The 23,466-nt window shown below is 59.2% G+C and carries 25 protein-coding genes, 1 other RNA gene and 1 pseudogene; 14 read left to right on the top strand and 13 right to left on the bottom strand.

Features of this window, described 5'->3' with window-relative positions:
• Nucleotides 1-7 precede the first annotated feature (7 nt).
• Nucleotides 8-697, bottom strand: coding sequence for a c-type cytochrome (locus BLR72_RS17235; RefSeq protein WP_091950574.1), 690 nt, complete (start codon nt 695-697; stop codon nt 8-10).
• Nucleotides 698-957: 260 nt separating this feature from the next.
• Between BLR72_RS17235 and BLR72_RS17230 the strand changes: the two genes are divergently transcribed.
• The gene (locus tag BLR72_RS17230) at nt 958-1,698 is read left to right on the top strand and encodes a 3-deoxy-manno-octulosonate cytidylyltransferase (protein WP_091950572.1); all 741 of its coding nucleotides are present in this window, start codon (nt 958-960) and stop codon (nt 1,696-1,698) included.
• A gap of 2 nt (nt 1,699-1,700) precedes the next feature.
• A complete protein-coding gene (locus BLR72_RS17225; RefSeq protein ID WP_027230409.1) occupies nt 1,701-2,564 on the top strand; it encodes a prephenate dehydratase in 864 nt (287 codons plus the stop codon).
• Here BLR72_RS17225 and BLR72_RS17220 read toward each other — a convergent pair whose 3' ends face one another.
• From BLR72_RS17220 to BLR72_RS17205, 4 genes are all read right to left on the bottom strand, one after another.
• Nucleotides 2,565-2,957 (bottom strand): type II toxin-antitoxin system VapC family toxin, encoded by a 393-nt coding sequence (locus BLR72_RS17220; RefSeq protein WP_091950569.1) that lies wholly within the window; start codon nt 2,955-2,957, stop codon nt 2,565-2,567. It abuts the gene before it with no gap.
• Nucleotides 2,954-3,196, bottom strand: a complete 243-nt coding sequence (gene vapB, locus BLR72_RS17215; protein WP_091950568.1) for an antitoxin — start codon at nt 3,194-3,196, stop codon at nt 2,954-2,956. Before vapB ends, BLR72_RS17220 begins: the two co-directional genes overlap by 4 nt.
• Nucleotides 3,197-3,271: 75 nt before the next feature.
• On the bottom strand, nt 3,272-4,198 hold the full coding sequence (nudC, locus tag BLR72_RS17210) for an NAD(+) diphosphatase (protein ID WP_091950566.1): 927 nt from the start codon (nt 4,196-4,198) through the stop codon (nt 3,272-3,274).
• Between the two features lie 54 nt (nt 4,199-4,252).
• On the bottom strand, nt 4,253-4,657 hold the full coding sequence (locus BLR72_RS17205; RefSeq protein WP_091921432.1) for an HIT domain-containing protein: 405 nt from the start codon (nt 4,655-4,657) through the stop codon (nt 4,253-4,255).
• A gap of 69 nt (nt 4,658-4,726) precedes the next feature.
• Between BLR72_RS17205 and ffs the strand changes: the two genes are divergently transcribed.
• The 10 genes and pseudogenes from ffs to BLR72_RS17155 all read left to right on the top strand — a co-directional run bounded on the left by ffs (nt 4,727) and on the right by BLR72_RS17155 (nt 15,196).
• An RNA gene (ffs, locus tag BLR72_RS17200) (signal recognition particle sRNA small type) lies at nt 4,727-4,823 on the top strand.
• A gap of 117 nt (nt 4,824-4,940) precedes the next feature.
• Nucleotides 4,941-6,752, top strand: a pseudogene (locus tag BLR72_RS17195) (DNA polymerase III subunit gamma/tau); the annotation flags it as partial.
• Between the two features lie 19 nt (nt 6,753-6,771).
• Nucleotides 6,772-7,095, top strand: coding sequence for a YbaB/EbfC family nucleoid-associated protein (locus BLR72_RS17190; protein WP_027230406.1), 324 nt, complete (start codon nt 6,772-6,774; stop codon nt 7,093-7,095).
• A 410-nt stretch (nt 7,096-7,505) separates the two neighbouring features.
• Nucleotides 7,506-8,111: a recombination mediator RecR gene (gene recR / locus BLR72_RS17185; RefSeq protein ID WP_027230405.1), complete on the top strand. Its 606-nt coding sequence runs from the start codon at nt 7,506-7,508 to the stop codon at nt 8,109-8,111.
• Nucleotides 8,112-8,125: 14 nt separating this feature from the next.
• Nucleotides 8,126-9,376 carry a lytic murein transglycosylase gene (locus tag BLR72_RS17180; protein WP_091950562.1) on the top strand — a complete coding sequence of 417 codons (1,251 nt, stop codon included), beginning with the start codon at nt 8,126-8,128 and terminating at the stop codon, nt 9,374-9,376.
• 82 nt (nt 9,377-9,458) lie between these two features.
• The gene (ilvD, locus tag BLR72_RS17175) at nt 9,459-11,132 is read left to right on the top strand and encodes a dihydroxy-acid dehydratase (protein WP_091950560.1); all 1,674 of its coding nucleotides are present in this window, start codon (nt 9,459-9,461) and stop codon (nt 11,130-11,132) included.
• 107 nt (nt 11,133-11,239) lie between these two features.
• On the top strand, nt 11,240-12,241 hold the full coding sequence (locus BLR72_RS17170) for a glutathione S-transferase family protein (RefSeq protein ID WP_091950558.1): 1,002 nt from the start codon (nt 11,240-11,242) through the stop codon (nt 12,239-12,241).
• A 113-nt stretch (nt 12,242-12,354) separates the two neighbouring features.
• Entirely contained in the window at nt 12,355-12,906 is a 552-nt protein-coding gene (locus BLR72_RS17165; RefSeq protein ID WP_091950556.1) for a MaoC family dehydratase, read from the top strand.
• A complete protein-coding gene (locus tag BLR72_RS17160; protein ID WP_091950555.1) occupies nt 12,903-14,063 on the top strand; it encodes a CaiB/BaiF CoA transferase family protein in 1,161 nt (386 codons plus the stop codon). The genes BLR72_RS17165 and BLR72_RS17160 overlap by 4 nt, the downstream gene beginning before the upstream one ends.
• A gap of 20 nt (nt 14,064-14,083) precedes the next feature.
• A complete protein-coding gene (locus BLR72_RS17155; RefSeq protein ID WP_091950831.1) occupies nt 14,084-15,196 on the top strand; it encodes a type 2 periplasmic-binding domain-containing protein in 1,113 nt (370 codons plus the stop codon).
• 3 nt (nt 15,197-15,199) lie between these two features.
• Here BLR72_RS17155 and BLR72_RS17150 read toward each other — a convergent pair whose 3' ends face one another.
• The 3 genes from BLR72_RS17150 to BLR72_RS17140 all read right to left on the bottom strand — a co-directional run bounded on the left by BLR72_RS17150 (nt 15,200) and on the right by BLR72_RS17140 (nt 16,877).
• A complete protein-coding gene (locus BLR72_RS17150) occupies nt 15,200-15,388 on the bottom strand; it encodes a hypothetical protein (RefSeq protein WP_027230398.1) in 189 nt (62 codons plus the stop codon).
• A gap of 106 nt (nt 15,389-15,494) precedes the next feature.
• Complete coding sequence (locus BLR72_RS17145) at nt 15,495-15,779, bottom strand: hypothetical protein (RefSeq protein ID WP_139202551.1); 285 nt, start codon at nt 15,777-15,779, stop codon at nt 15,495-15,497.
• Nucleotides 15,780-15,950: 171 nt separating this feature from the next.
• Nucleotides 15,951-16,877, bottom strand: a complete 927-nt coding sequence (locus BLR72_RS17140) for a transglutaminase-like domain-containing protein (protein WP_091921429.1) — start codon at nt 16,875-16,877, stop codon at nt 15,951-15,953.
• Between the two features lie 267 nt (nt 16,878-17,144).
• On the opposite strand from BLR72_RS17140, the gene BLR72_RS22540 reads away from it, so the two are divergent.
• The gene (locus tag BLR72_RS22540) at nt 17,145-17,321 is read left to right on the top strand and encodes a hypothetical protein (protein ID WP_153666449.1); all 177 of its coding nucleotides are present in this window, start codon (nt 17,145-17,147) and stop codon (nt 17,319-17,321) included.
• A gap of 4 nt (nt 17,322-17,325) precedes the next feature.
• On the opposite strand, the gene BLR72_RS22535 is transcribed toward BLR72_RS22540, so the two are convergent.
• Nucleotides 17,326-17,466 (bottom strand): hypothetical protein, encoded by a 141-nt coding sequence (locus tag BLR72_RS22535; RefSeq protein WP_153666448.1) that lies wholly within the window; start codon nt 17,464-17,466, stop codon nt 17,326-17,328.
• Nucleotides 17,467-17,674: 208 nt separating this feature from the next.
• Between BLR72_RS22535 and BLR72_RS17130 the strand changes: the two genes are divergently transcribed.
• On the top strand, nt 17,675-19,051 hold the full coding sequence (locus tag BLR72_RS17130; protein WP_091950829.1) for an FAD-containing oxidoreductase: 1,377 nt from the start codon (nt 17,675-17,677) through the stop codon (nt 19,049-19,051).
• Between the two features lie 25 nt (nt 19,052-19,076).
• Here the strand turns inward: BLR72_RS17130 and BLR72_RS17125 are convergent, their stop codons facing one another.
• The 4 genes from BLR72_RS17125 to BLR72_RS17110 all read right to left on the bottom strand — a co-directional run bounded on the left by BLR72_RS17125 (nt 19,077) and on the right by BLR72_RS17110 (nt 23,376).
• Nucleotides 19,077-20,630, bottom strand: a complete 1,554-nt coding sequence (locus BLR72_RS17125; RefSeq protein ID WP_091950549.1) for an MDR family MFS transporter — start codon at nt 20,628-20,630, stop codon at nt 19,077-19,079.
• Complete coding sequence (locus tag BLR72_RS17120) at nt 20,623-21,843, bottom strand: HlyD family secretion protein (protein WP_091950547.1); 1,221 nt, start codon at nt 21,841-21,843, stop codon at nt 20,623-20,625. The genes BLR72_RS17125 and BLR72_RS17120 overlap by 8 nt, the downstream gene beginning before the upstream one ends.
• Nucleotides 21,836-22,300: a MarR family winged helix-turn-helix transcriptional regulator gene (locus BLR72_RS17115; protein ID WP_027230392.1), complete on the bottom strand. Its 465-nt coding sequence runs from the start codon at nt 22,298-22,300 to the stop codon at nt 21,836-21,838. Before BLR72_RS17115 ends, BLR72_RS17120 begins: the two co-directional genes overlap by 8 nt.
• 152 nt (nt 22,301-22,452) lie before the next feature.
• Nucleotides 22,453-23,376 carry a bifunctional helix-turn-helix transcriptional regulator/GNAT family N-acetyltransferase gene (locus BLR72_RS17110; RefSeq protein ID WP_091950545.1) on the bottom strand — a complete coding sequence of 308 codons (924 nt, stop codon included), beginning with the start codon at nt 23,374-23,376 and terminating at the stop codon, nt 22,453-22,455.
• Between the last annotated feature and the right edge of the window lie 90 nt (nt 23,377-23,466).

Raw genomic sequence — 23,466 nt, 5'->3', positions numbered from 1 at the left:
GACGGATTTAGTTCTTCGGTGCTTCCGGAGCAGCGGGAGCGGCGCCGTCGGCCGGCTTCTCCGCAGCGGGCGCGGCAGGAGCGGCAGGTGCTGCTGCGTCGGCAGGCTTGGCGGCATCGCCGCCTGCAGGTGCGGCATCAGCGGTCGGAAGCGGCTTCGGACTGTCGGACAGCGTGCGCAGATAGGCAATGAGGTCGGCGCGCTCATTATCTTTCTTGTCGCCGGCAAAGCCCATTGCCGTGCCCTTGATGTAGCCCTTCGGCGACGTCAGGAAGTGGTTGAGATGGTCGAAAGTCCACTTTTCCTGTCCGCCCTTGGAGAAATCCTTGATGGCCGAGGAATAGCTGAAGCCTTCATGTGTCGCGATTGGGCGATCGACGATGTCCCAGAGGTTCGGACCGACCTTGTTCGGGCCACCCTTTTCGCCGGTGTGGCAGGCAGCGCAGCGCTTGAAAACGGCTTCGCCGCGGGTTGCATCAGCTGAAGCCAGCAGCGTCGCGATCGGCACGGCTTCTGCAGCGGGTGCAGCAGCGCCGGCTTCGCCTTCACCACTGGCCTCGGCGGCCTGGATGATGAAGCCGGGCTTTTCTGGCGCATGCGAGTCGAAAATAGAATCGGACAGGATACCTGCCGTCATGACAACGAACACGGTTGCCAGAAACGCCATGGCATATTTGTTGAACGGGGTCGATTCCATCGTCGATCAGTGCTCCACTTGTGTCCTGTTCAAGTGCGCTCAATATCAAGTCCACTCTGACGCTTGCCTGGAGCAATTGCAGGGCTCGATGTTCAGCACACTTGCGGAGGTTCTCAATATCTGGTCAATGCAGTGCGCTGCATTTCTTGACAAGAGTCCCCTCGTGATCGCGCGGAAACTAGGTCTTTTGCTGAAGACTTGCAACACATATAAGGGCGCTTCTGCCTGAGACTTTTTGACACCTTAGACCGTGTGCAACGATGAAAATATTGACCCTGATCCCTGCCCGGATGGCCTCGACCCGGCTGCCCAACAAGCCACTGGCCGATATTGCGGGAAAGCCGATGATCGTGCATGTCGCCGAGCGCGCGATCGCCGCCGGTCTCGGGCGAACCGTCGTTGCGACAGATAGTCCCGACGTCAAATCGGCCATAGAAGCGCACGGCATCGAGGCGATCATGACGCGGGCCGACCACGAATCGGGTTCGGATCGCATCCACGAGGCGCTTCTCGCTCTCGATCCTGACGGAAACGTCGATGCAGTTGTCAATGTCCAGGGCGATCTTCCAACCATCGATGCCGATATCATCAGGCGCTCGCTTAAGCCCCTGCAATCCGGCCCTGCCGATATCGCGACGCTCGGCGTCGAAATCCGCCGCGAGGACGAGAAGACCAATCCGAATGTGGTCAAGATCATCGGTTCGCCGATTGGTCCCGACCGGATGCGGGCACTCTATTTCACCCGCGCCACAGCGCCGTGGGGTGAGGGGCCGCTCTACCATCACATTGGGCTCTACGCTTATCGGAGATCTGCGCTCGAGCGGTTTGTCAGCCTCGGGCCTTCGCCTCTGGAGCGCCGGGAGCGTCTTGAACAGCTGCGCGCGCTCGAAGCGGGCATGCGCATTGACGTCGAGATCGTCGATTCGGTGCCGCTCGGCGTCGATACGCCGGAAGATCTCGAACGGGCGCGCGAAATCCTCACTTCCTCAAAAGGCAGATAATAATGGCAACGACCAACCGCATCTCGTTCCAGGGCGAACCCGGCGCAAATTCCGATACGGCCTGCCGCAACATGTTTCCCGACATGGAACCACTGCCGTGCCCGACTTTTGAAGATGCGTTCAATGCCGTCGAGAGCGGCGCCGCCGACCTTGCGATGATTCCGATCGAAAACACGATCGCGGGGCGCGTCGCCGATATCCATCACCTGCTGCCGGAATCGCGGCTGCACATCGTCGGCGAATACTTCCTGCCCATTCATTTTCAATTGATGGTGCTGCCCGGCACCAAGCGCAGCGACATCACTTCCGTGCACAGTCATATCCATGCGCTCGGCCAGTGCCGCAAATATATCCGCAAGAACAACTGGAAGCCGGTGATCGCCGGCGACACGGCCGGCGCAGCCCGGCTCGTTGCCGATGTAAAGGACAAGACGATGGCGGCGCTCGCCCCCCGCCTTGCCGCCTCTTTGTACGGCCTCGATATTCTCGAAGAGGATGTGGAGGACACGGAAAATAACGTCACGCGCTTCGTCGTTCTCAACAAGACCAAGAAATGGGCCCCGCGGGCCTCTGATGAACTGATGATGACAACTTTCGTCTTCCGCGTGCGCAACGTTCCCGCGGCGCTTTACAAGGCCATGGGCGGATTTGCGACGAACGGCGTCAACATGACGAAGCTCGAAAGCTACCAGATCGACGGAAAGTTCACCGCGACGCAGTTTTACGCGGATATCGAGGGTCATCCGGACGACAAGAACGTGGCACATGCGCTTGATGAACTCGAATTCTTCTCGAAGGAAGTCCGCATCCTCGGCGTCTATCCGGCCGACACCACCTTCCGCAGTTCGCAGGCCGAGGAAGAGTAGTTAGCCTTCCCAGTTTTCAATCGTCAGTCCGCCGATGCGCTCGAACTCGCGGACGTTTCTGGTAACGAGGACGAGCGAGCGGGCGCGAGCTTGTCCTGCAATGAGCACATCGTAGGGGCCAATCGGCGTTCCTTCGCGTGAAAGATGGGCGCGAAGCGCACCCGCCGACCGGGCATCCTCTTGGCTGAATTCCAGGATTTGAAACTGCAGGATTTCTATGTCCGCAAGATTTTTTTCCCGCCGTTCAGATTTATAGGCCCCGAAGTAGAGCTCATGGGCCACGATCGCTGAAATGGCGATATCCTGCGGCGAATGTCGTATCATTTTGGAGCGAAATTTATCGTTGAATTTGAGAAGTGCTATGACCGCATTCGTGTCGAGCAAATACTTCATTTAAAGAAGTCCAGATCAGGCCTTTCCTGGGCTTCAGGTTGTTCGCTCGCCGCTTGCTCGAAATCTTTGTCCACGTGCCCCGACAGTGCGCTAAGCCACGCCCAATCATTCCCGATTGGTTCGAGGATTACCGCATTTCCCTGCCTGCGAATTCTCACCTCTGAGGTCTCGAAGCGAAACTCCTTCGGCAAGCGCACGGCTTGCGACCGCCCCGACCAGAAAATCTTCGCTGTGTCCATGTCAACCTCCAATGAGATATGACAAAGATATATACCATCGTGGGGATTTTCAATGCAGACTTTGATATAAAGCGTTCAACCTTCCACCCAGCTGCGGATGAGATGAGCGGCGATGGCGCCGGGAGGAGGGGTGATCAGTCCGCCCGGATGGGTCCGGTCGAGCATCGACACCACCTCGTCGCGTGAGAACCAGCGCCCGTCCTCCAGTTCGGCCCGGTCCAGGATAAACTCATCCGAAAGCGCCTCGGCATGACAGCCGATCATCAGGGAGTAGGGAAATGGCCAGGGCTGGCTCGCGTGATACAGCACCCGGCCGACCTTGAGGTTCGTTTCTTCGAAGGTTTCGCGTCGCACGGCGTTTTCGATCGTCTCGCCGGGTTCGATAAAGCCGGCCACGCAGGAATACATGCCCGGACCAAAATGCGGCCCGCGCGCCAGGAGGCACTTGTCGCCACGCACCACCATCATGATCGCCACGGGATCGGTCCGGGGAAAGTGTTGCGCCTCGCAGTTGGGGCAGGTTCGCCGGTAGCCGCCGTCACGCATGAGGGTCGCTGTGCCGCAGCGCCCGCAGTATTTGTGATTCTCGTTCCAGGTCAGGAGCGAAACCGCTTGCGCCATGGCGCCAAGTTGGTCGGGCGGGATGATGCCCTGCGTATAAACCGAGCGGTAGTCGATTGCCTGGACCGCCTCGGGCAGCGCGGCGAAATCAAAAGCGCTCGGCGCAGCGAGAACAGGCGCGCCGTCCTGCAGGCCGAGATAAACCGTGGAAGACTGCGCGGGCAGATAGGACGCTGCGTCCTTTTGTGTAAAGAAAGCATTGCCGTCAGCCACCAACACCTTGCCTTGCCCGATCAGGAGCATCCGTGCATCGGCATTGGCAAGCGCAACATCGACTGCGTCGTCGCTGCGCTTTTCAGCGTGGCGGTTGATCCGGTTGCCGGCAAATCCGACGAAATGGCTGGGTTCCTTTTCCGGGATATCGAAAAGGCGAAACGACATGCTTGGAGCTCCAGAAACGGACCCGGGGGACAGGGCATTGATGATGTTGACGGATTAAATAGCGTTGAGTATGGCGCTGGCAAAGGCCCGGGCATCTTTTTCGCCGTAGGGCTCACGGGTGCCATGGCCCCAGACCGGGCCAGGCCAGGCGGGATCGCCACTGTTGCGGGCAATCACATGAAGATGCAGTTGACGCACGATATTGCCAAGCGCACCGGTGTTGATCTTTTCGCAGTTCACAACGGATTTCAGGGCTTGGGCGGCAATGCCCGCCTCGAAAGTCAGAATGGTCTGGTCGAGCGGGGTCAATTCATGAATCTCGCATATCCCCGGCCGCTGCGGCACGAGGATGAGCCACGGCCAGCGGCGGTCATTCATAAGGCGCAGATCGCAGAGGCCCAGCCTTGCAATTGAATAGGTGTCTGCTGCAAGTTTGTTATCGAGAACGAAAGTCATGATCGATAAGAGATAACAGTTTTTTCGCGGTTTCGCTTGCTTTTTGCGCGCGGATTGACGATATGAGCCTCGGGAGGTTGGTGGTGGACGAGCCACTCGCCAACCGGGTCAGGTCCGGAAGGAAGCAGCCCCAACGAGCCAGGCACGGGTCGCCGTGCCAGCCTCCCACCTTTTCCTGTCACCTTGCCTGTGTCAAAGCCGTCCGCGGCATTGACGCTGCGGCGCATGCGGTTAGACTTCGTGAAGGGCAAGGGTCGGGAGCCTTAGCGCAGGAGCCAAACAGGACGCGATGGATACAAGAACGCCAGACAGCGCCTATCGCGTGCTCGCCCGCAAATACCGCCCGCAGAATTTCAACGATCTGATCGGCCAGGAGCCGATGGTCCGCACGCTGACCAATGCGTTCGAGACAGGGCGTATTGCCCAGGCCTGGATGCTCACCGGTGTACGCGGCGTTGGCAAGACGACGACGGCGCGCATTCTGGCGCGCGCGCTCAACTACCAGACCGCCGATATCGACAAGCCGACGATCGACCTCACCGTTCCGGGCGAACATTGCCAGGCGATCATGGAAGGCCGCCACGTCGATGTCATTGAGATGGACGCGGCGTCGCACACAGGCATCGACGACATTCGTGAGATCATCGAGCAGGTGCGCTATCGCCCGGTCTCGGCGCGCTACAAGGTCTACATCATCGACGAAGTGCACATGCTGTCGAACCAGGCCTTCAATGGCCTGTTGAAGACGCTTGAAGAACCGCCGCCGCATGTGAAGTTCATTTTTGCAACGACTGAAATTCGCAAAGTGCCGATTACCGTGCTTTCGCGCTGTCAGCGGTTCGATCTTCGACGCATCGATACCAGCGTCCTCGTGCGTCACCTGCAGAAAATCGCCGACCTTGAATCGATTGCCGTCGATGACGTGTCGCTCAGCATGATCGCGCGTGCCGGCGAGGGTTCGGTGCGCGATTCATTGTCGATCTTCGATCAGGCCATTGCCCATGGTGCGGGCCGTGTCGAGGCGGAAGCCGTGCGTTCGATGCTCGGCCTTGCCGATCGCGCCCGCATCATCGATCTCTTCGAAATGCTGATGCGCGGCGACGTCGCTTCGGCACTGAGGGAATTTCGTGCCCAGTATGATGTGGGCGCCGATCCTGCCGTGGTGCTGACGGACCTTGCGGATTTCAATCACCTGGTAACGCGCATACGGTTCACGCCCGATGTCGCCGACGACATTTCGCTTTCGGAAGACGAAAGGCTGCGCGGCAGGGATTTTGCCGAAAAGCTGTCGATCCGCGTCCTCTCGCGCACCTGGCAGATGCTGCTGAAAGGGATCACCGAGGTCGAGGAATCAAGCCGTCCTGTCCAGGCGGCAGAGATGTTGCTGATCCGCATTGCCCATGCCGCCGATCTTCCGACGCTCGACGAGGCGCTAAAGTCCCTTGAGGACGGCGGCATTCCGGCATCGCCGAATCGCAGCGAGGGATCACGTCCGGGAAATGGCGGTGCGCCGACCGCGCGCGCAGGCCAGGTGGATGCGATGGCAACGCAACGTGGTGTCGTCACTTCCAATGGCGGCGCGACGATGCGGCTTGTCGAGCCTGCCCCGAAGTCCGAACCGAGCGTCGCTCCTCCGGTAGTTGTCGAGCAGCCGCAGTCTCCAGCCGTAGCCGTTGAAAGCATCGAAGATATCGTGGCGCTCGCCGACAAGCACCGCGACATGCAATTCAAGATCATGGTCAAGAATTGCGTACGGCTTGTCAGCATGAAGCCCGGGCGGCTCGAAATCAACCTGACCGAAAACGCTCCAAAGTCCTTGCTGACGGATCTTTCGCAAAAGCTCAGCGAATGGACCGGTATTCGCTGGATGGTGTCGCTGTCGCGGGAACCGGGAAACGCTACGGTCAACGAGACAGAAACGGCCAAGCGCGATACGCTGCTCAGCGATGCGCGCTCCGACCCGGATGTCGCGGCGATCCTTGCAAAATTTCCGGGCGCCAAGATCATCAACGTGCGCATTACGGCCCCGGCTGGACAGATGGATGATGCCGTCGCAGCGGGAGATGATACGCTCGCACCGGTCGAAGAAGACGATTGACGAACAGGAGTTTTTCCCCATGCGTGACATTATGGGCATGATGAAGCAGGCCAAGGAAATGCAGGCCAAGATGGCTGCCATGCAGGAAGAGATCGCGGCTCTGGAGGCCGAAGGTCATGCTGGCGGCGGCCTTGTCACCGTCAAGCTTTCCGGCAAGGGCGCGATGACGGCGCTCAGCATCGATCCGTCCCTTTTCAAGGAAGACGATATCGAAGTCATCGAAGACCTCATCATTGCCGCGCACAACGAGGCAAAGTCGAAAGTCGAGGCGATCATGGCTGAAAAGACGCAGGCTTTGACGGCCGGCCTTCCGATACCTCCCGGTTTCAAGCTTCCGTTCTAAGGGCAGTCCACAACTGGAAGCTTATTGGAAAGCGAGATCAACTCGGCTATATTGAGTTTGGAGCGGGAACGAGCTTTCGCCCGTCCCCTTTTGCTCTATCTGGATTGAACCCGGACGGTCCATGACCAGCTCGTCCGGGTTTTCTTCAAGATAAGGCTGATACTCCACGGAAATTTCCGCATCGTTTCACTCCAAGTTCGAAAGCAAGGCTGTTGCCGCAGTCGGGGAGCCCATTCTCCCGATGCGCCGGCTGGTGCGGCGCTGCTGCTTTCGCCTTCGAACCGCGGCATCATCGTGGTGTAATTTCGAGATGGTAACGAATGCAGGGTTGTATCGCTTTTGGCATTTGAGCCGTCGAGGTTGTGCGCCCGCCAATTCCATAAATCGTCAAATTGCTCTAAACCGACGCTATGTCGAAACGAATCGCCGGTCCCGAAATCGAACGCCTGATCCAGCTCCTCGCCAAGGTGCCGGGGCTAGGGCCACGATCGGCGCGCAGGGCGGCGCTGCATCTCATCAAGAAGAAGGAAGCCTTGCTCATCCCGTTGGGTTCGGCGATGCAGGACGCCGCCGAAAAGGTGCGTGTCTGCTCGACCTGCGGCAATGTCGATACCGCGGATCCGTGCATGATCTGCACCGATCCGCGTCGTGAACGCTCGACGCTAATCGTCGTCGAAGACGTCTCCGACCTCTGGGCGCTCGAGCGGGCGGGTTCGATGAACGTGCGCTACCACGTGCTCGGAGGACGACTTTCCCCACTTGATGGAATTGGCCCCGATGATCTCAACATCGCCTCGCTTGTCGGGCGGGTCGCTGAGGGCGAAATCAAGGAAGTCATCCTCGCCGTCAATGCCACGGTGGAGGGACAGACCACCGCCCACTACATCACCGATCAACTGGCCGGCTTCGATGTGCGGATTACCCGTCTTGCCCACGGTGTTCCGGTGGGCGGCGAACTCGATTATCTTGATGAAGGAACCCTGGCCGCAGCCTTGCGGGCCCGAACGTCGCTATAGGAGACGACTTGATCATGCGCCCATGGATGAATGCCCTCTGGGCGCTGATCGGACTGATCGTTATGCTTTACACGCCGGCAAGCCTCGCTGCGTCCAGGCCTCAGGTAGAAGCGCAGTATCAGCAATGGCTGGACAACGATCTTTGGCCGGATGCCAAGGCCAAGGGGATATCGAGGGCGACATTCGACCAAGCCTTCAAAGGCGTGACGCTTAATTTCGACCTGCCCGACCTTGTCATGCCCGGAGAGAAGCCGCAGACACCGCAAAAGCAGGCGCAGACCGAATTCGGTTCGCCCGGAAAGTACTTTAACGACAAGACCGTCAACAACGTAACATCCGGCGGGACGGCGCGTGCTGGCCAATATGCACGGATATTGCAATCGGTCGAAAAGACATACGGCGTGCCGGGCGAGATTGTCCTCGCCATATGGGGCCGCGAAAGCGGCTTTGGCAGCGTCAAGATTCCGTATAATGCCTTTGCCGTCCTGGGGACCAAGGCCTTCCTCGCAACGCGCAAGGACATGTTCCGCAAGGAACTGCTTGCTGCGCTTGAAATCGTCGAGAAAGGCTATATTGGCGCCGGCAGCATGAAGAGTTCCTGGGCAGGAGCCCTTGGCCAGCCGCAATTCATGCCGACGTCCTACCTTGAGCATGCCGTTGATTTCGACGGCGACGGCAAGCGCGACATCTGGAACTCGGTGCCCGATACGCTGGGGTCGATCGCGCACTACCTTGCCCAATATGGCTGGCAGCGCGGCCGTGACTGGGGCTATGAGGTGACCGTCCCCGAGAGTGTCAGTTGCGCACTGGAAGGTCCCGACCAGGGCAAGCCCTTCAGCACCTGGGGAAAGCTTGGCATCAAGCGTGTCAATGGCAGGCCATTTCCTGCGGCGGAGGCCAAGGGCGAAGGGTTTCTGCTGATGCCGGCCGGAAGGCACGGCCCTGCATTCATCGTCACAAAGAATTTCTACGTACTCAAGGAGTACAATATGAGCGATCTCTATGCGCTGTTCATCGGCCATGTAAGCGACCGCATCGCGAATGGCGCCGCGAACTTTACCGCAGGGTGGGGCGATGTCGGCGGGCTCTACCGGTCCGACATTGCGGCCCTGCAACGGGCGCTGGAGAAAAAGGGCTACGACGCTGGCGGCGCCGACGGATTTCCAGGGTTCAAGACGCGCCGCTCGATTGGCGATTGGCAATCGAAGCAGGGCATGGCGGCCACATGCTTCCCCGACAAGGCGCTGGTTGCTGCGATCCGCTAATGCCATCGCACATTGCCGGTCTGCCGTTTGACAGCCGTCCTCAAGGAGCGTCAAATCGCTTGCCTGAACAGGAGGTGCGGCCATGGCAGCCAATGAGCGTTCCAAGCACATCACCGAGGGCATAGCGCGGTCGCCCAATCGCGCGATGTATTATGCGCTCGGCTATGAAAAATCAGACTTCGCCAAGCCGATGATCGGGATCGCCAATGGCCACTCGACCATCACGCCCTGCAATGCCGGCCTGCAGCCGCTCGCCGACGCGGCCGTGGCCGCAGTAAAAGCGGCAGGCGGCAATCCGCAACTGTTCGGCACGCCGACAATTTCCGACGGCATGGCCATGGGCACCGAGGGGATGAAATATTCGTTGATATCGCGCGAGGTTATCGCCGACTGCATCGAGACGTGCGTCAACGGCCAGTGGATGGATGGCGTGCTCGTCATCGGCGGCTGCGACAAGAACATGCCGGGCGGCATGATTGCCATTGCCCGCACCAATGTCCCGGCAATCTATGTCTATGGCGGTACGATCAAGCCCGGCAGATGGAAGGGCAAGGATCTTTCCATCGTCTCGGCCTTCGAGGCGGTGGGCTCATACATGGCCGGCAAGATGAGCGAGGAGGATTTCGAGGGCATAGAGCGTCATGCCTGCCCGTCGACGGGCTCATGCGGCGGCATGTATACGGCCAACACGATGAGTTCGGCCTTCGAGGCGCTCGGCATGTCGCTGATGTATTCGTCGACCATGGCGAATCCCGACGCGGAGAAGATCGACAGCACGGCGGAATCAGCGCGGGTGCTTATCGAGGCGGTGCGCAAGAATATTCGCCCTCGCGACATCATCACCCGCAAGTCCATCGAAAATGCGGTCGCATTGATCATGGCGACAGGCGGCTCCACCAATGGCGTCCTGCATTTTCTAGCCATTGCCCATGCTGCGGAAGTCGAATGGACGCTCGACGATTTCGAGCGCGTGCGCCGCAAGGTTCCGGTCCTGTGCAACCTGCGTCCCTCCGGCCAGTACATGGCGGTCGACCTGCACAAGGCCGGCGGCATACCGCAGGTCCTGAAGCTGTTGCTGAATGCCGGCCTGTTGCACGGCGAGTGCCTGACCATCACGGGGCGCACATTGGCCGAAGAACTCGCCAATGTTCCGGACGCGCCCCCCGAGGGCCAGGACATCATCCGGCCGATCGCCAAGGCACTCTACAGTGAGGGCCATCTTGCGATCCTCAAGGGCAACCTTGCAACGGGCGGAGCGGTCGCCAAGATCACCGGCCTGAAAAATCCGGTCATCAAGGGACCTGCACGGGTCTTCGACGACGAGCAATCGGCAATGGACGCCATACTCTCCGACAAAATCAAACCGGGGGATGTCCTCGTGCTGCGCTATCTTGGCCCGCGCGGTGGTCCAGGCATGCCGGAAATGCTGGCGCCGACATCGGCGATTATCGGCCGGGGCCTCGGAGAAAATGTTGGTTTCATTACGGATGGGCGCTTTTCGGGCGGAACCTGGGGCATGGTGGTCGGGCATGTGACGCCGGAAGCCTTCGAAGGCGGCACCATTGCGCTTGTCGAGGAAGGCGACACTATCACGATCGATGCGCACAAGCAGTTGCTGCAACTCGAGGTCAGCGACGACGAAATCGAACGCCGCCGCAGCAACTGGAAGCAGCCACCGCCGCGTTATACGCGCGGTGTCCTCGCCAAATTCGCGCAATTGGCGAAATCGGCAAGCGAAGGCGCGGTAACCGGTTAGCAGCCACTGTTCCTTGCCGGAATACAGTCTGTCAAAGCGGCGCCGGTAGGAAACGCGCGCACGACGTGCAATCTTGGTCTTTTCAAAAGAAGATCAGGATTTAGCACATGCCGGCATTGGTGAATGGAGAATGGATCAAGGGCGATGTTGCCGCCAGCGAAATGAAGGATGGCGCGTTCCATCGCGAGGCGACGCATTTCCATAGCTGGATTACGCCGGATGGCGCGGCGGGCCCGTCCGGCCAACCCGGTCTGCCTGCCGAACCCGGACGCTATCAGCTTTTTGTCTCTTACCTCTGCCCCTGGGCGTCGCGCACACTGATCTTCCGCAGTTTGAAGGGCTTGCGCGAAATCATCCGCATGTCCGTCGCGGAGCCGGCAATTGGCGAAAATGGCTGGACCTTCGCGGACCCGCAGGACGCAGGGCCGAAGGCGCCGCCCATTCGCTATCTGCACCAGCTCTATACGGCGAGCGAGCCCAACTATACCGGCAAGGTTTCCGTTCCGGTGCTTTGGGACCGCAAGGAAGGGCGGATCGTGAATAACGAGTCAGCCGACATTATCCGCATCCTCAATACGGCATTCAACGAACTCACCGGCGACCACCAGGATTTCTATCCCGAACCTCTCCGCGCGGAAATCGACCGCTGGAACGGGCTCGTCTATGACAATGTCAATAATGGCGTCTATCGCGCCGGCTTTGCCAAATCGCAGGCGGCTTATGAAGATGCCGCCAGAAGCGTGTTCAAGGCCCTCGACAAGATCGAGGCACGTCTTGCCGATCATCGCTATCTCGCCGGGCAATATCTTACTGAAGCGGATTGGCGCCTGTTTGTAACGCTTGTGCGGTTTGACGCTGCCTACCATGGCATCTTCAAGTGCAACATTCGGCGGATCGCGGATTACCACAACCTTTCCAACTATATGCGCGAACTGTACCAATGGCAGGACGTGCGCACGACTGTGAAGATCGACCACATCAAGGCCGGCTACTATTCGATTGCCCACATCAACCCGACACTCATTGTTCCGCTTGGGCCGGACCAGAATTTCGATGCGCCGCACGACCGCGAGCACCTTTTGGGCAAGGGAATTTTCAAAGGATCGTAAGCCAAACCGCTTGCCATTTCCACTCATATGTGAAAATATTATTCACAAGAGAAGATATGGGAGGCAATCATGGGACGCAACTGGCGCAATCCGCACGTTGAAAGCGTGCGGCAATGACCGGCCTTACGCCGACAGTCGGCGTTTCCTCGACGCATCCAAGAAACATGCCGGAGGCCCATGCCGCGCTGCCCGTATGGAACGCGGAAAACTGGTATTATGAGGATTGGCCTGTTGGTCAGAAGATACGATCGCTGCGGAGGACAATATCCGAAAGCGACAGCCACCTCTTCAACGTCCTCGTCACCGACATCCATCCCTATGTCCAGGACCAGATGTTCGCGGAAAGCGAGGGCATGTTCGGCAAGCGTCTGGTCGCAGGTGCCTTCGTCTTTTCCGCTGGCCTCGGCCTGGTAGCCACCAATTGCGTCAACGCTTTTTCGTACGGCTATGACAAGCTGCGGTTTATCAAGCCCGTCTTCCTGAACGACACGATCTATACGATCCGCACCAACCTCGACAAACGGCCGCGCTACAAGGACCTTGGCCTTATCCGCGCCAGCTATGAAGTCTTCAAGAATGAGGGCGAGCTCGTCCTCTACTGCGAACACCTGCAAACGGTGAAATACAAGAATCCTGCTGATTTTGTTGGAAAGACCGAAAAATAATGACTGCGAACGAATTGCCCCTGACAGGCCTGCTTGTCGTCGATATGAGCCAGTTTCTGTCGGGACCCTATGCCTCCCTGCGCCTGATGGATCTTGGCGCGCGTGTCATCAAGATCGAGCGGCCCGATGGGGGCGACCTTTCACGGCGCCTTTATCTCAGCGACACCGAAATCGGCGGGGATTCGACGATTTTCCATGCAATCAACCGCGCCAAGGAAAGCCTCGCGATCGATTTGAAGAACGAGGCTGACCTTAAGGCGCTGAAGGCGTTGCTCGCGCGTGCCGATGTGCTCATCCAGAACTTCAGGCCCGGCGTCATCCAGCGGCTGGGCCTCGATTATGAGGCAGTAAAGGCGATCAACCCACGTCTGGTCTATGCCAGCATCAGCGGTTACGGCGAGGAGGGGCCATGGGTGTCGCGTCCCGGTCAGGACCTGCTGGCGCAGTCGCGTTCAGGCCTGATGTGGCTCAACGGCGATGAAAGCCAGGGACCTGTGCCCTTCGGCCTCGCCGTCGGCGACATGCTTGCGGGGGCGGCGATCGTGCAGGGTATCCTCGCGGCCCTGGTGCGGCGGGGGATCAGCGGCGAGGGCGCCCATATCGAGACGAGCCTGATGGAATCACTGATCGATTTCCAGTTCGAGGTGCTGACAACACACCTCAATGATGGGCGCCGATTGCCGAAACGCTCCGATTTCCGCAGCGCGCACGCCTATCTTTCGGCACCCTATGGCGTCTATCAGACGAAAGACAGCTATCTCGCGCTCGCCATGACACCGTTGCCCAAGCTCGCGGATCTCCTTGGTCTCGATGCGCTTGCTCCCTACCGCGATCAACCTGCAACCTGGTTTACGGCACGTGATGCGATCAAACGCATTATCGCGGAGAAGCTGGCGACCGAGCCAACCGATCACTGGCTCGCCATACTCGAGCCTGCGGATATATGGTGCGCCAAGGTGCTGAACTGGGAAGAACTCCTGCAAAGCGAAGGGTTCAAGGTGCTCGACATGCTGCAGACGGTCGAGCGCGACGACAATGTGTCGATCGAGACAACGAGATCGCCGATCCGCGTCAATGGCAAGCGCGCCAAGTTCGATCGGGCTGCGCCACGGATCGGCGAGCATAGCGACCGCATTCGCAAGGAATTTGGGCTGTGAGCGGCATTGTTCTCAAGGGGATGACGTGGAGCCATCCGCGCGGCTATGACCCGATGGTGGCTTGCTCGCAGCTGTGGAAAGAAAAATCCGGCGTAACCGTCGAGTGGGAAAAACGCTCGCTGCAGGATTTCGAATCCTTTCCCGTGGATGAGCTTGCCCGCGCCTACGATCTGATTGTGATCGACCATCCGCATGTCGGGCAGATCACCGCGGAGAACTGCCTCCACCCGCTGGATGTTCCGGGCCGTGAGGCGGAACGGGACGCGCTCATTGCCGGCAGCGTCGGACAATCCTACCAGAGCTATTGCTGGCAGGATCGCCAATGGGCGTTCCCGATTGATACGGCGAGCCAGGCTTTGGCGTGGCGCCCGGACCTGCTCGACCGGCCGCCAACGACATGGGCAGAGGTGATGCGGCTCGCCCGCGAAGGCAAGGTGCTGCTGCCGCTGCGCCCGCCGCATACGCTGATGACGTTCTATACGCTCTGCGCCAATCTGGGTTCGCATTGCTCGACCACATTCGGTGACCTCGTAGCACCATACGCAGGAGCCAGGACATTCGCGATGATGCGTGAGATTTCAGCACTGATCGATCACGCCTGCTTCGACATGGATCCGATCGCCGTGCTCGAGCGGATGGGGCTACCGGAGGCGGACATTGCCTGTTCGCCACTGATTTACGGCTATGTCAGTTATGCGATCGAAGGTTTCAGGCCCTCGTTGATTGCTTTCGCTGACATCGCAGATGCGGGTGGAAATGGTCCCATTGGATCCGCGCTTGGCGGTACCGGCATTGCCGTTTCAGCATTTTCTGCGCATCGCGATGCCGCGACCGACTTTGCCTATTGGATCGCAAGCGGCGACGTTCAGCGCGGTCCCTATGCCGCGGCCGGCGGGCAACCGGGCCACGCAGCGGCCTGGGAGGATGCTGCGGTAAATGCCGCAACGACCGATTTTTACGCCGCAACCCGAAAGACGCTAGAATCTGCCTGGGTCAGGCCCCGGCACAATGGCTACATGGCATTTCAGCAGAAGGCCTCCGACCGTATCAATGCTGGGCTCATGAATGGACATGAGTCGGCAGCCGTCGTGGCGGATCTGAACCGACTGTTCCGGGAGAGCTTCTCGACTTAAGGGCTACATGTTCCGGCGCATTTGGCCCGCGCGCCCATAAGCGCCAGGGCAGATGCCGATGCCGCGCTGGCAATCGACCGGGCTTGACTGGGCCACATCCGGCGGCCGCGGCGACCAGGACGCATAGGTTCCACCGCCGCAGGCGCTCAAGACGAGACTGCTGAGCAAAGTGGCAAGGGTCATGAATTTCATTCTCGGCCTCGGCTGCAAGATTCCTCGCAGCCTGATAGCCGGAAACTGCGTTGAAAGTCAAAGTTGCAATTAGTAGCGCCCTCTACCCAAGGTGGGCTTGAAGGCATTATGCGACGCGCTGCTCGGCGCCATCCTTGGTTCCGCTGACCGTTGGATGCGAGTTCACCGCAATCACAACCGCCAGCGCGGCAAGCGAATTGATATCGCGATTGCCGCGGTTGAAAGCCGTCATTACTGTTTCGGCAATGACCTTCGCCTCTTCATCCGAACTGGACTTGACCACGAGCGTCGCAGCGGCCTTGTCGTAGGCTGCTTGCATGATGTCCCAGTCATCTTGAGAGTACATTGGATTCAGAGGGTTATCGAAAGCCATGGAGGTGTTCCTCTTCATTATTATTGCTCCAGCGACGGCGAGAATCGTAATCGCTGGATTGTGGCATGGCAAATCGAAACGGATTTTCAGGTTATTTAAAGGGCTTACCGCAGAGCAGCAATGAAATGCGCGCTGCGAAATGTGGCAGACGCGCTCATTCAATCGAATTCATTACAAGGGGAACCGACGCTAAAGCGTCGGCTCGGCTTCGCTGCGCTCACGGATGGCACGCGACAGGCGCGACCAGCGCGGGCTGAACCATGGGGTCAGCAACGACACTTTATCGAAGCGCTGGCGGTTGAAGGAAGGGTCGTGCTCCTCGAACGTCCAGACCTTGAAATTGGTCAACTCATGCGGTCCGAACGTATGGATCAACGGGATATCGGCAGCGTCGCGGCCGCGTGCAACCACGATGCGCCCGATGCGACGCTGGTTGTGACGGGCGTCGAACGTGTGCCACCTGTCGCCGAGGAAAACCTCGATCCAGGCGTTGAAATCCATTGGCGCCGGGTCGGCCGGCACGCCGATATCGCCCATATAGCCGTTCACGTATCGTGCCGGAATATTCATGCAACGGCAAAGCGCGACGGCAAGGTGAGCGAAGTCACGGCAAACGCCAACCCGTTCCTCATGTGCCTGGGCGGCGGTGCGTGTCGAGCGGGCAAAGCCATAGCTGAAGGTGAGCCGCTGGTTGACGTAGTCGCAGATCGACTGAACGCGGGTCCAGCCCGGCTTTATATGGCCGAAAAGGTTCCACGCGAGCTGGCTCAGTTCGTCCGTCTCGCAGTAGCGGCTGGCGGAAAGGTAGGCGAGGCATTCGGTCGGAAGCTTGTCGACCGTGATCTCGGCAGCATCTTCATGAACCGGATCCGGCAGGCCGTCGTCTTTGACCACGGCATCATAAGTCAAGGTGAGATTGCCAGCCGGAGCCAGAAGGCGGATAGCGGTATTGCCAAACAGATCCTTGAATTTTTCAAGCTTCAGATCCGGGCTGGCCACCGGTCCATTCTCGCACTTGATGTCGGCAGTCCGCGCCGATTCGAGATTGAGATAGGTGGTCATTGGAGTGGGCTGGTTGCACCTAATGGCAATCTCATAACCGACACGTATCAACATTGGCATATCCTTTAATGTTTGGAGGACAACGCCGCTTTTCCGTTAGAGTTCCGCGTCCAATCATTAAAATACAATGGCAAGCTGAAGAGCGAATGCGGCTCGGATTCCGGCCCCGCCGGTCATATTCAGCATTTATTGACCATAGACCCATAGGATTTGAAACAAAAGCCTTCCGACCCCTTTATAGGGTCATGGATGTCGAAGCATGGAGTGAAAATGATGGCGCCAGCTTCAGAGCCGATTGGAAGTATTATGACTGGAAAACGAGTGGCTAAGCCTCATCCTACGGCAAGCGTCGTCCGCGACCAGCTTCAGCGCCCGGAATTCCAGCACGCTATCCGCACCACCAGCGCCGCCAGGGTCGAAAAGAAGATGCCTAAGCAATTCCTCGACTTGCTGGAGCAACTCGACATCGCCGAAACCCGCAACAAGAAGCGCAGCTGATCGCTTAGCCCTGACGATAGACAAGGTTACCGTGCATGTCCGGATGGGCGATGCGCCCGGATTTCGTGTAATTGATAAAGCTGCCAAACCCCAATGCGAAGACAAGGAAAATGGCAAATACGATGCCAAGACGTTGAACAAGCATGACAAAATTTCCCCAGTGACCTCTTGAAAATAGACAAGGGCATCTGAACGCTGGCTGAACCATCCATTCACCTGGCGGTTCAAATGATTGCCGAATTCTTCCCCCGTTGCGCGCACCGCACGTGACGCTGAAACGCCGCTGATCTATGCTTCGCGCAAAATTGTATGATCCATCGCTTTTAAAGCACGCAGGCAAGGGAGGTTCCGGCATGAGCAAGCCATTCGACGCCATCGTCATCGGGGCAGGACAAGCTGGCCCATCGCTTGTCGGCCGGCTCACCGGAGCCGGGATGAAAGTGCTGATGGTCGAACGCAAGCTGTTCGGCGGCACCTGCGTCAACACCGGGTGCATGCCGACCAAAACCCTCGTCGCTAGTGCCTACGCTGCCCACCTTGCCCGGCGCGCCTCCGACTTCGGCATATTGGTCGGCACCGAAGTTGGTATCGATATGAAGCGGGTGAAGCAGCGAGCCGACACGGTCTCCTACAACGCGCGCACTGGCGTCGAAAAATGGTTGCGCGGCATGGAAAACTGTACGGTGATCGAGGGCCACGCGCGCTTCACTGCCCCACGCGAAATCGCAATCGGCGGAGAAACGTTCACTGCGCCCCGCATCTTCCTCAATGTGGGCGGACGGGCAAACATACCTGACATGCCCGGGATCAACGACATCGAGTACCTTACCAACACCTCCATCCTTCAACTGGATGAGGTGCCCGAACATCTGGTCGTCGTCGGCGGCAGCTATATCGGTCTCGAATTTGCTCAGATGTACCGAAGATTTGGCGCCAAGGTAACGGTGGTGGAAAAGGGACCGCGCCTTGTCAGCCGCGAAGATGAGGACATTTCCGACACCATCAAGGATATTCTCGAGGCCGAAGGCATCGCCATGCGGCTCAATGCGGAGTGCATCTCGTTCAAGCCGCATCCGAACGGCGTCGAGGTCGGCGTGGATTGCACAAACGGCGCGCCGAGCGTCGTTGGGTCGCGCGTGCTGATGGCGATCGGCCGCCGTCCCAACACGGATGACCTTGCCCTCGACAAGGCGGGCGTCGCCATGGACGAGCGCGGCTTTATCAAGGTCGATGATCATCTTGCGACAAACGTCGATGGCATCTGGGCGATCGGCGATTGCAACGGACGCGGAGCGTTTACCCACACGGCCTATAATGACTATGAAATCGTCGCGGCCAATCTTTTGGACGGTGAGAACCGGAAGGTCAGCGAGCGTATTCCAGGTTATGCACTTTATATCGATCCGCCGCTTGGGCGCGTCGGCATGACCGAGAGCCAGGCCCGCACGTCTGGCCGACCCCTCCTCGTATCAAAGCGTCCGATGACGCGTGTCGGGCGCGCTTTAGAAAAGGATGAAACGCTGGGTTTCATGAAAGTGGTCGTGGACGCCGAAACGCAAAAGATCCTCGGCGCTGCGATTCTCGGCACCAGCGGCGACGAAGCGATCCACGGTATACTCGACACGATGAATGCCGATGTCGGCTATCCGCAGCTGAAATGGGCGGTGCCGATCCATCCAACAGTGTCGGAACTTATTCCGACACTGCTTGGCGACCTGAAGCCTGCTTGATAGGGCATCTGCAGCTTCGGCAAGGTCATTCCATGACGGCGCTGTGGTCCGGCGGGGCTGCATCAGAACCGGGCTTGCGCAGCAGCATGACCAACGGAATGGAAATGATCGACATGATCATCAATAGCTTGAAATCGTCGATATAGGCGATGATCGTCGCCTGCTCGGTGATCATGCCGTCGAGCGCGGCGCGGCCGGCGGCTTTCATCGGGTCGAGATGCTGCATCACGGCAGGTGCATTGAAGGCGTGGTTGAACGGCGTCACATAGGCGGCGATGGAGGCGTGGTTGATCTGGACGTTCTCCGTCAACAGCGCCGAGACAATGGCGATGCCGACGCTCGATCCGATATTTCGCGATAGGTTGTAGAGACCCGTGCCCTCGCCGCGCATATGGGCGGGCAGGGTGGCAAAGGCGATGGTCGTCAAGGGCACGAACAGGAAGCCGAGTCCGGCACCCTGGATGAAGCCGACCGAAATGATCGTCCATTGTGAAATATCGGGTGTCCAGCCAGTCATGTCGTACATGGCCCAGGCGGTGAGCGAAAAGCCGAAGATCAGCAAGGCACGCGTGTCGATCTTGCCGATGAGGCGCCCGACGATGAACATCGAAATCATCGTGCCGACGCCGCGCGGGCCCATGACGATGCCGGCGGTAATGACGGGATAACCCATCAGCGTCTGCAGATAGGGCGTCATCAAGGCGAGCGAAGCGAGGTAAGTGACGCCGATGACGAAGATGAAGAACATGCTGACGGAGAAGTTCCGGTCGAGAAAAAGGCGGGGATTGACGAAGGATTTCTTCGCCGTGAACGTATGCACGAGCAAAAGATAAAAGGCGCCGGCGCTGATCAGCGCCTCAACCTGGATTTCGCCGGAGGAGAACCAGTTCAGCTGCTCGCCGCGGTCGAGGAAAAGCTGCAGCGTGGCAATCGCAAGGCTGAGCATGCCGAAGCCGAACCAGTCGAGCTTGGCGCCGATGTCGCGCTTGGTCTCGGAGACGAAGGCGACGATGCCGAAGAAGGCGAGCATACCGATGGGCACGTTGATATAGAACACCCAGCGCCAGCTGATATTGTCGGTGAGCCAGCCGCCGATGACGGGGCCAAGCACTGGACCGACCATGACCGAGACGCCGAAGAGCGCCATCGCCTTGCCGCGCTCGTGCACTTCGTAGATGTCGAGGAGAATGCCTTGGGAGAGCGGCACCAGTGCGGCGCCGAACAGGCCCTGCATCAGGCGGAAGACCACAATTTGCGGCAGCGTCTGGGCGAGCCCGCACAGGACCGATGCAACGACGAAGCCGACAATCGCCGTCAGGAGCACATTCTTGCGGCCGAAGCGCGCCGCGAGGAACCCTGAAGGCGGCGTCATGATGGCGGCGGCGACGATATAGGACGTCAAAACCCAATTGATCTGGTCGGCGCTCGCCGAGACGCTGCCCTGGATATAGGGCAGCGCAACGTTGGCGATCGTCGTATCCAGCGCCTGCATGATGACGGCGAGGATAACGCAGGCCGTGATTGCCCCGCGGTTCGCCACCACGGGGACCGGACCTGAAAGCGCGACAGTGTTAGCCATGGCTCTTGCTACCAAAGCCCCCAAAGAGATCTGAGATGAATTTAGGTATGCCGCGGGCGTGGCCGGTTTCGACGTCAGCGGTGACGCTCATGCCGACGCGCAGCGGCGGCTTGCCGGAAAGATCGTCGATACTGACGAGCATGGGAATGCGCTGGACGACCTTCACCCAGTTGCCCGAGGTATTCTGGGCAGGCAGAAGCGAGAAGCTCGAACCCGATGCCGGGCTGATGCTGGCAACCTTGCCCTTCCACTCTACGCCCGGATAGGTGTCGACACTGATCGTCACCGGCTGCCCCTCGCGAACATAGGTGAGTTCGGTTTCCTTCGGGCTGGCCGCAACCCACATATGCGTGGTCGAGACCAGGCTGAACCCGGCCTGCGATGCCTGCAGATAGGCGCCGACCTGCAGCGCGGAAACATTGGTGACTATACCGTCAAACGGCGCGCGCACGATGGTGCGGTCGAGGTTGCGCTGGGCATTGTCCACAGCCGACTGAGCCTGAAGATAGGACGGATTCTGTTCGACCGGCTGGTTCGGGTCGTTGCCGAGCTGTGCCAGCGTGGCAGCAGCTTCCGCCTTGGCGACGTCCACTTTCTGCTGGGCGGCGTCGAGGTCGTGCTTGGCCTGGTCGTAGGCAGCTTTGGAGACCGCCGCCGTTGCGGTCAAATCCTGCTGCCGCTGCAGCGTCTTATTGTAGAAGGGGATGTCGGCTTCTGCCTGCGTGATTTCCGCGAGCGATTGCTTGTAGCTCGCCTCGAGGTTCAGGATTTGGTTGCGGACGACACCAAGCTGGGCCTTCGCGCCGGCAAGGGCGATTTCATAAGCGCTTGGATCGAGCCGGAAGAGCACGTCGCCTTGTTTGACCACCTGGTTGTCGTGGACCTCGATCGACTGCACCATTCCCGAAACATCGGTCGAGACGCCGACCATATCGGCCTGCACATAGGCATTGTCCGTGGACATGACCTGGCCGCCGGTAACGTAGAAGTAGCCGCCGACGATTAATGCGAGCGGCAGCACCGCGAACAGGAGCGGCCGCTTCAGGCTGCGGCGCGGCCGGGCCGCTGCTGGCGGCGCTTCCTTGGTCACCGGGATTGCTGGCGTCTCGATTGTCGTGTCGCGCTTTTCAAGGACTGTCTCGCTGCGCTGTGAAGGAGCAGGGGCCTGATCCGAATTGGCGGGAATGCGCATGGAAGGTGAACCATCAGCCATGATTTTTCTCTCTATCATCGACCGGCGTCTGGCATGCGTCGATCAAGTTCGTCTTCATAAGGGTAAGGGTGCGGATGAGGTGATCGCGGTCTTCCACCGAAACGCCGGCGAGTGCCTCGCCGCGCGTGGCTTCACCAATCACGCGCATGTCGGCGAGAAGCGGGCGGGTCTCGTCGCGCAGGAAGAGCAGCCATATGCGCCGATCCGTCGGATGCCGGCGGCGCTCGACCAGGCCGCGCTCTTCGAGCTTGTCGAGAATGCGGACAAGCGTGATCGGTTCGATTTCGAGGATCTCGGCAAGGCCCGCCTGGTGGATACCTTCGTTATTAGCAAGGTATGCCAGCGTCTGCCACTGCGACCGCGTCAATCCGAGATGCTTCGCACGCTGTTCGAAGCGCTTGCGCAGCAGGCGCGCGACGTCGTGCAGCAGGAAGCCAAGGGTCTTTGTGTTGTTCATGGGTGTGAAAGCATTTCATAAGGGTGCTTATTACATTGGTGCATATAACAATGATGCTAGGCAATAAAAAGATGACAGCTTGCCCCAGCCTGCAAAAATTTGGGCTTTGCCCTCAATTTGTTGTGAAGGCGCCCCGGGGCTCGGTTTGACGGTCACTCCTGGTGGAGTTCTAGTAGCCATGTCTGCCCGATAAGGTCGTGGCCGAACGAATGGTGCTTCTCCTCATTGATCAACCGGAAGCCGGCAGCTTCGTAGATGCGGCGTGCTGAAACCAGTACGTCGTTGGTCCAGAGCTTGAGTTGGCGGTATCCCTTGGCCCGCGCCTCTTTAATGCACATTGCAACGAGTTCCCGGCCAATGCCCAAGCCACGTGCGGAAGGCTCCACATAGAGCAGCCGCAGCTTGGCAACGCCTTCTTCGTCGCCTTTGACGAGGAAGATCGACCCGGCGATCGCGCCATTATGTTCCGCCACCCACGCAGCCTCCCGCTCCGGATCGAACTGCGCGACGAACTTGCCGAGGATGTCGCAAACAAGCCCCTCATAGGTCCAGTCCCAGCCATATTCGGCATGATAAAGCGCCATCTGCCGGTGGATGATCCAGCCGATATCGCCCGGCCGCAGGCCACGGTAGGTGACGGCATTTCGCTGCGCCTCGCTTGAATCGAGAAGCGCATGTATATGGCGCATCGCCGCGACGAGCTGCGTGCGCGCGTCCGCCGCGAGTGGCGCGAGCAGCCCTTCGATCTGTTGTTGCGAGCCGAGGTCCAGCGCGGCGAACGCTTTCTTTCCTGCCGGAGTCAAAGCGATCAAGCGGTGCTTGCCGTGTGCGGGACTGACGCGCACGCCAATAAGCTTGCGCTTGGCAAATCGGGCGACGATCCGGCTGAGATGCGCCTTGTCCATCCCCAGGCTGCGACCGAGCTCGGCGGCCGTCTGCTCGCCATTATTGGCGAGTTCGTAGAGCACGCGCGCCTCGGCCAGCGTATAGTCGCTGGCCAGCAGGTGCTTGTCGAGAAGGCCGATCTCCTTGGTGAAAAATCGGTTGAATTGGCGGAATTCTTCGATGGCATTCATGGCTGGACCTCAATGTTGTCGGTGACAACATATAATGGGTCGTCGGCTTTAGGCAAGTGAGTTGCAACCGGAGGTATGCGGCATTGTCGT

Source organism: Phyllobacterium sp. YR620, from assembly GCF_900104165.1.
Taxonomy (GTDB): Bacteria; Pseudomonadota; Alphaproteobacteria; order Rhizobiales; family Rhizobiaceae; genus Phyllobacterium; species Phyllobacterium pellucidum.
Note: the sequence above shows the minus strand (reverse complement) of the source record. Positions and strands in the feature narration are given on the sequence as shown.